Consider the following 1,520-nt stretch of genomic DNA (forward strand, 5'->3'; position numbering starts at 1 on the left):
ACTGCGTACTAGTAATTTTGTCAAACGTTCTGAAAACCAAATCAGAGGATAGAGTATAAGAACAATACCGCGTACAAAGTAAGCTACTATGCCGCTTAGCTGACGCCAATAAACCGTTCCTAATGTTTTTGGAATAATTTCAGATAAGAACAAAATCGCCAAAGTCATGATTGCAGAAAATAGACCAAACCATGCGCTGCCAAAGACAATCGTTGCCTGTGCACCAGCACCAATCGAACCTAGCGTATGGGCAACCGTATTCAATGTCAAAATAGCCGCTAAAGACTGGTCAATATTGTCAATCTTTAAACGTCTTAACATGTTTGCTTTGTTAGGATTGCTTTCTTCGACATCAGCGATATACGAAGGGGTCATACTGAGTAATGCGGACTCTGCTAAAGAACAAATAAACGATATACCAATAGCGATAGCAACAAAAAGTATAAGTAAAAAAATGCTGGTAGCTGTTGGTGCCGCTGATGCTGGGGTTTCAGCAGCTTGTGATAAAGCCGCCTGTGCTGAATGAGGTAAAGCAGTGATTAATACAGTCATCAATGCTGATAGACCAAATACTACCTTTGTGCTAGGACGAGAATAACGCGTCGTCGGGGGAGGTTCAGCAGGCGCTTCTTTACGATGAGCGCGTGGACAACATAGACGAGGTGTAAACGAAAAAATGGTGAACAAGTTAGGTAACCTAAACAATGAAAAAAGAATGGAAAAGGATAAAATACAATGAGCTTTATTGCTAGTAAATACAGTGACTGCTCGCGTTTAACTCACAATGAACAAAGCTTAACGAATAAAATAGCTCTATATAATAAGAACGACAAACCCGCGACTCCTTACGCTAACAGACGATATAATCAATCATTTGATATTAGCACTGATGCTTATATTTAACAATTAAATGTCGTGCTATCTACCTGTCCAAAAAACACCCTATTTTAAATAAAAAACATAGTAATAAAATTGTATGAGTAATGCTCTTATTGGTGGTGTCAAATTGACACAAATTCAATATCTACTGACTTAGTATATTTCAATATATCGTCATTTTATTTTAGTTAGTTACTGCTTAAAGGGATTGTCGCACTAGATATCGGCTGCTAGTATGCCAGTACGTTAAGGAAAATACCTTCATCCCATGATTAACAGTTACCAAGATTGGGATTTTTTGTTACTATGCGTTTAATTTTATCGTTCCCTATGACTTATTGAGAGAAATTATGAGCTTATTTATTCAAGCTGCCCATGCTGCTGCTCCTGAAGCCGCAGGCGGCGCATCACTGTTTGGTCAAATTCTATTGCCAGTAGCTTTTTTTGCAATTTTTTACTTTTTAGTCATTCGTCCTCAATCGAAGCGTACCAAAGAGCATCGTGCTATGGTAAATGCTTTAACTGTTGGCAGCGAAGTGATTTTCGCTGGTGGGCTTATGGGCCGCATCAAAAGCCTTGAAGGCGACTACGCTATTATTAGCTTAAACAACAATACTGACATTAAAGTACAACGAGCTTCT

At 38.6% G+C, this 1,520-nt stretch carries 2 protein-coding genes; one reads left to right on the plus strand and one right to left on the minus strand.

The window, feature by feature from the left end; genetic code table 11:
* Window positions 1–687, minus strand: a 687-nt coding sequence (locus tag ACS8FD_RS14215) for a CNNM domain-containing protein (protein ID WP_439276343.1), incomplete at its 3' end; no start/stop codon positions are given.
* A gap of 542 nt (window positions 688–1,229) precedes the next feature.
* Here ACS8FD_RS14215 and yajC point away from each other — a divergent pair.
* Window positions 1,230–1,520 (plus strand): preprotein translocase subunit YajC (gene yajC, locus ACS8FD_RS14220; RefSeq protein WP_439276344.1); only part of this gene is annotated, 291 nt, incomplete at its 3' end.

The sequence above is a fragment of the Psychrobacter sp. 1U2 genome, assembly GCF_051847575.1.